4 protein-coding genes and 1 pseudogene are annotated in these 5,273 nt (G+C 68.7%); 2 read left to right on the top strand and 3 right to left on the bottom strand.

Annotation, left to right across the window (positions count from 1 at the left end; genetic code table 11):
- The coding region (locus tag Acor_RS41700) for an MFS transporter (RefSeq protein ID WP_155342279.1) at window positions 1–1,043 on the top strand (1,043 nt) is incomplete at its 5' end.
- Window positions 1,044–1,581: 538 nt separating this feature from the next.
- Here the strand turns inward: Acor_RS41700 and Acor_RS41695 are convergent.
- From Acor_RS41695 to Acor_RS41685, 3 genes are all read right to left on the bottom strand, one after another.
- A complete protein-coding gene (locus Acor_RS41695) occupies window positions 1,582–1,866 on the bottom strand; it encodes a GlsB/YeaQ/YmgE family stress response membrane protein (protein ID WP_155342278.1) in 285 nt (94 codons plus the stop codon).
- A 129-nt stretch (window positions 1,867–1,995) separates the two neighbouring features.
- Complete coding sequence (locus Acor_RS41690) at window positions 1,996–3,033, bottom strand: DUF8094 domain-containing protein (RefSeq protein ID WP_155342277.1); 1,038 nt, start codon at window positions 3,031–3,033, stop codon at window positions 1,996–1,998.
- 1,143 nt (window positions 3,034–4,176) lie between these two features.
- Window positions 4,177–4,659 (bottom strand): hypothetical protein, encoded by a 483-nt coding sequence (locus Acor_RS41685; RefSeq protein WP_155342276.1) that lies wholly within the window; start codon window positions 4,657–4,659, stop codon window positions 4,177–4,179.
- 137 nt (window positions 4,660–4,796) lie between these two features.
- On the opposite strand from Acor_RS41685, the pseudogene Acor_RS41680 reads away from it, so the two are divergent.
- A pseudogene (locus Acor_RS41680) lies at window positions 4,797–5,273 on the top strand (hypothetical protein); the annotation flags it as partial.

Genomic DNA, 5,273 nt, shown 5'->3' with positions numbered 1-5,273 from the left:
AGGGCCCGCAACGGACCAAGGCGCTGGGCGTCTACGCCGGCACGGCGTCTGGTGGCTACTGCCTCGGCCTGGTCGCCGGCGGCCTGCTGACCTCGATCGGCTGGCGGTGGGTGTTCTTCGCCCCCGTCCTCCTCTCCGCGCTGATCCTGCTGGCCGCCATCCCGCTCCTCAAGGATTCGGGCGCTCCGGAGCGCCCGGCGGGCGGCTTCGACCTGGCCGGCGCGTTCAGCATCACCGGCGCGATGTTGTCGCTCGTGTACGGAGTCGTCCGACTGGAGCACCCCGGCAACGGCTGGGCCGGCACGATAGGCGCGTTCGCCGCGGGCCTGGCACTCCTGGCCGCCTTCATCGTGATCGAACGACGGTCGCCCAACCCGTTGCTGCGGTTGGGCATCCTGCGCTCAGGACCTCTGGTGCGCGCCAACCTGGGGGCCCTGCTGTTCCTCGGCTCCTTCGCCGGCTTCCAGTTCCTGGTCACCCTCTACCTCCAGGAGGTACGCGGCTGGAGCACCCTCCAGACCGGCCTGGCCATGCTGGTCATCGGCATCGACGTCATCCTCGCCCCCACCCTGACCCCCCGGCTGGTAAACCGTTACGGCACCGTCCCCGTCCTGTTCGGCGGGATGCTCCTGGCGACCGCTGCCTATCTGCTGTTCCTGCCCGTCGGGCTGGACTGGGCTTACACCGCCATGCTGCCGACCATGCTCCTGCTCGGCCTGGCCTTCTCCCTGGCGTACGGCCCGCTGACCATGGCGGCCACCGACGGCATCGACGAACCCGAACACGGGCTGGCCGGCGGCCTGCTGTACACCGCCATCCAGTTCGGCACCGCCCTCGGCCTGTCCGCGGTAACCGCCGTCAACGTCGCACCCCTTGGCGACGGCGTCCCACCGCAGGCAGGACTCGACGCCCTGCGAACCGCCCTGATCGTCCCGGTCATCGCCGGAACCCTGGGCGCCATCATCATCGCGTTCGGCCTCCGCACCCGCCGAGCGCTCCGGACACCCGAGCCCATGCCGGCCCCGGTCGAGACCTCGACCTGACCCTCAGCCGCTGGCCCGTCAGGGTGGCGAAGACCTCCCCATAGATCATGGCCAACTGCCCCCCGTCGTCGAAGTGCCGCAGCAGCACATTGCGGAACCAGCGCTCGCGGGAGGCCGGCACGAGCCGGAGATCAGGCTGCGGCACCACGAAGTACACATGCTCGTAAGCCACGACGAAGCCCTGCGCACCGACTGGGCCAGCGAGATCGACCGCTGGCTGATCGGACTTGCCCGGCACGGATTCGGCGGCCACCACACCCTCACCATGACGGCCACGGCGACCATCACGCTGAGCATCACAGCGGGCCAGGCTGGGGTGGGGTCGCAGCCGCCGGTGCCGCGGGCGTGGTCGGCGGGCTCGTGGCCGGTGAAATCATCGAAGAGGTCCTCGAAGGCGAGGAAGAGGAAAGCGACGAAGACTGGTAAGAGACGAAGACTGGTAAGAAGCGTGTGGGCCGCCCCTCCACGGGACCGCCCACAAGCATTCGCACGCGATAGTTCGCAGGGGCGGCGTACCCCGGTGCCGCCCCTGCACCGGCTAACGCTGCGGCAACTCGCGCCGCTGCCTGCCGTACAGTCCGGCGGCCACGGTGACACCGCCCGCGGCCACCACGATCTGGATCACCAGCTCGATCCAGTCGATTCCCCCGGTGTCCGCCACACCCAGCACGGCGGCGATGGCGGTGCCGATGAACGCCGAGACGATGCCGATCACGATGGTCAGCCAGATCGGGATGGACTGACGGCCCGGTACGACCAGGCGGCCGAGGGCTCCGATCACGATGCCGATCAGGAGGGCAGAGATAATCCCGGTCACTTCCATGCAGCACACTCCCGCGAGATGGCCGCCGACCTGCATCGGCCGGGGGCGGTGAGCCCGATCACCTCGCCTAACGATCCACCGCCCATAGTCGTTCCCGCCTGAAAGTAGCCCATAAACGACGGCTGAAGGTCAGCGTCCGCGTACGTCGGCCAGGGTGTAGTAGTCGCCGATGGTGCGGGCCTTGCCGGTGTTCGCGGGGATGTGTGTCAGGAATGTGCCGTGGGCGGTGATGGTCGCCGTGGTCGTGAAGGCGCGTCCCTGGCTGAGGGCTCGGGCGGAGTCCTGGGTGAACCGGAGCTCCTGTACGTCTCGGCGCAGGGCGGTGAAGGTCTGGGTGTCGGTGATCGAATGCCAGACCAGGGCCCCGCCGTCAACCGTTCGCAACGCGTAGAGCGATTTGCCTGCGCGGTCCTGGCGTTGGACGAGCCACTGGCCCTCCACGGCTTGGCGCTCGGCACGCCGCGCGGCGCCTGCCTCGTTGGTGTAGATACCGTCGGCCAGTACCTGGGTGCCGGCTTGGCCGAACGTGGCCTGGTTCTTGGCGAAGGTCACGGCGAGTTGCCGGGGCGACAGCAGCAGTCGCTGGCCGTCGCCGTCGGCGACCCCGACGGCCGATCCTCCCTTGTCCAGGGCGACCGCTGGCGGCTTGACGCGTGACCAGCTCCCGGAGACCAGCTTCCAACTTCCTCCCGTACGCGCGAGCACGGCGGTGCCGTAGCCACCGGACTCGCGGAAGGAGGCGGCGAACCAGTCGAGGTTCCCGAGCGGGCGGGGGACGTACACCTGCACCTGGGAGATGGGTGTGGGAAGCGTCGCGGTACGGCCAAGGAGACGATCAAATCGAATCTTGGCCCGGCTCTGCCGCAGTGCCGTGTCGGCCAGGATCTTCTCTAATCCCGCTCCCTGGTTTCGGATGGCGCGAGCCCAGAGCTGGCGGTTGCGGGTCAGCAGGGTCCTGGCCTGGGCCGGGGTGACAACGGCCTGGGTTGAGGCGGACGCCGGACGGTCCTGGCGCTGATCAGCCGAGGTGGGCGAGCCGGCCAGGCGGTCCACGGCCGCCTCGGCCCCCGAGCTCGTTGGGGAGCCGTTGGCGCTACAGCCGAGGGCCGAAAAGACGGTCAGTGCGAGTACTGCGGCGATCCTGGTGAAGCAGGGTGGTACTGCCATGTCGGTTGTCCCTTTCGGGTGGTGGATGCTTGTGGCGCCAGTCATCCACCCACCCATTGCGCTACCTGTGACACCACCGTGATCAGCGCGTATGCCCCGTAAGCCGACTTCCAGCGGGCCGGGCGATCGCCCATCGCGACGAGGGGCTCGATGGCCGGGCACCGCACACGGATCCGCTGCGAGGGCGCATGAATCCAATGGGAAGTGCAGGGGGCTATATCGCGTGTTCGGTTGCGAGGCCCGGTTACCAGCGCGATGCAGGTGACTTCGTCTGCGTATCAGCTCACGACCGATACCGGCCGGCCCCATTCCGCCGACGCCAGCGCGCTCTCAACAGCGATCAGCTGTGCTCTTGCGATATTGCGGAACGAACCGTGAGGTCCACGACTGGACACGGGGCGCACAGTCGATCGACAACGTCCTGGACGAGCGGAGGGCGATCGACATGCGAGAGATCATTTCCGATGATCCACAGCCGGATCTGGTCGGGGCGGGGATGTGCGGGCACGTCTATCAAGGGGCGATGCTTTGGCGGAAGATCTTCGCCGGCACACTCGCTCAGGCGGTGCGGGCGTCGGTACGCGCACTCCTGGTGCCCAGGATGGTGAGCTGGTCGCCTCGGAACTGGCCCCCAACGCGAGTGTGCACGCGCCGAAGTCCGGTTCGCCGGACGGCTCCATCATCCACGGCGTGTGCGCACCGAGGTGCCCTCCAGTCGGAGGAGCGTGTGCGAGGCGGTTCCTGCACCTGCGCGCATGAGGACGTGACTGCCAATGGGGCTACCGGTGGGGTTTCCGGCCAGATAGGTAGAACAGGTCTCGGCCGTCTGGGCAGCATGTGGCCCTAAGGGGGTACCGATGGCTCTCCCGACTCCTAGGAGGGAGTCGATGTCATGGGGGTGGGGGCGGGGTGGTTTGGAAGGTATGGCGACCCTGATGCGCCCAGCGTCTGGTGTGCTCGGCTGGTGGTGGAGCTTGAGGTTTGGCGTGGGCGAGGTCCGGATTGAAGGCTGAGAGTCAGCCGGGGGTCGGGCGCGAGGCCGGCGGGTTTCCCCGGCCTTTGGGTGACAGGCCGGGGAGCCTCCCGTTGGGGATGGCGCGCGGTCAGACGGGCCGATGGCGGGCGCTCCCGCTGGGTGGGCGGTCACGTCAGGGCGGCGTGGCTGCATCCGGGGCGATGGACGGGATCGCCAAAGTGATCACTGGGCACGTTGTCGAACGCGGTGTCGACCTCGGGATCAGGGGCGAGGTATTCGCCCAGATCGGCAAGGGCGGTGATCGCCGCCATCGGGACGGCCTCGCCGCATCCGGGGCATTGGTCCAGCAGCAGCCAGCCCGCGCCGGGAGCCAAGGTCAAATCGGGGATGAACCGCCAGGCACACCCGGTGACCGGTTCGGTGACCGTGAGCACCATACCCGGGTAGCGGCCGTCGGCGTAGCGACGGTCGAGGTCGTCAGCGACCGCGACATCCTCAGCGCTCACCCCGAGGGCGATCGCGAGGGCGCGGGCGGCGGCGGCCCGGCGGGCCCATCCGGGCCAATCCCGGTGACGTGCCGCGAACGCGGCGGCGTCATGATCGCGGTGGCGTCGCACGGCGATGGCGGCCCGTTCGGCCAATCCGGCCATCGTGGCATTGGCCTCGTGAATTCACCGGCCACGGGATGATCGTCACATAGTGTTACATCTGGCTGGAGGTACCGCCCCAAGCTGGGATGATCTGGATTGCTGAGATCAAGATCCCCCAATAGGCCGGTACCTCCGAAGTGAAGAATAAGCCCCCCGCCAGGTTGCTCAAGAAGATCAAACGCGCTAAAGCCGAACGTCGCCGCCGCAAGCTGGAGAAACGCACGTCGACCTGGTCGAAGTCGCTGGAGATGACCGACGGCGCGTCCGGGCTGATCGCCGCTGCGGGAGTACCGCTGCTGCGACTGCTCGCCGAAGAATGCGGCCTGCGCGGGCAGATGTCCAAGGCGCTTGCCGTTCCCGGGTTCCACCCCGGCCATGATCGCGGGCAGGTCCTGATCGACACCGCGATCGGGCTGGCCCTGGGCGCGACCTCGGTCCGCGCCGCGATGGACGCCGCCGCCGGGACGGTCCCGGTGACCGGGCCGATCGCCTCGGGCGTGACCGCCTGGCGGCTGTTCGGCGAGGAACTCGGCGCCGCGATGCTGGAGCGGCTCGCCCGGGCACGGGCCTTGCACCGGCGGCGGATCTGGGACATGCTCGCCGCCCAGCCGCGG

This window comes from Acrocarpospora corrugata (assembly GCF_009687845.1).
Taxonomy (GTDB): domain Bacteria; phylum Actinomycetota; class Actinomycetes; order Streptosporangiales; family Streptosporangiaceae; genus Acrocarpospora; species Acrocarpospora corrugata.
The sequence above is the reverse complement of the archived record's forward strand: the minus strand, read 5'-3'. Positions and strand labels throughout refer to the sequence as shown.

Excerpts from the sequence above, each read along its gene's own strand:
- Acor_RS41695 (WP_155342278.1), bottom strand. The coding sequence starts at position 1,866 with ATGGAAGTGACCGGGATTATCTCTGCCCTCCTGATCGGCATCGTGATC.
- Acor_RS41690 (WP_155342277.1), bottom strand. The coding sequence starts at position 3,033 with ATGGCAGTACCACCCTGCTTCACCAGGATCGCCGCAGTACTCGCACTG.
- Acor_RS41685 (WP_155342276.1), bottom strand. The coding sequence starts at position 4,659 with ATGGCCGGATTGGCCGAACGGGCCGCCATCGCCGTGCGACGCCACCGC.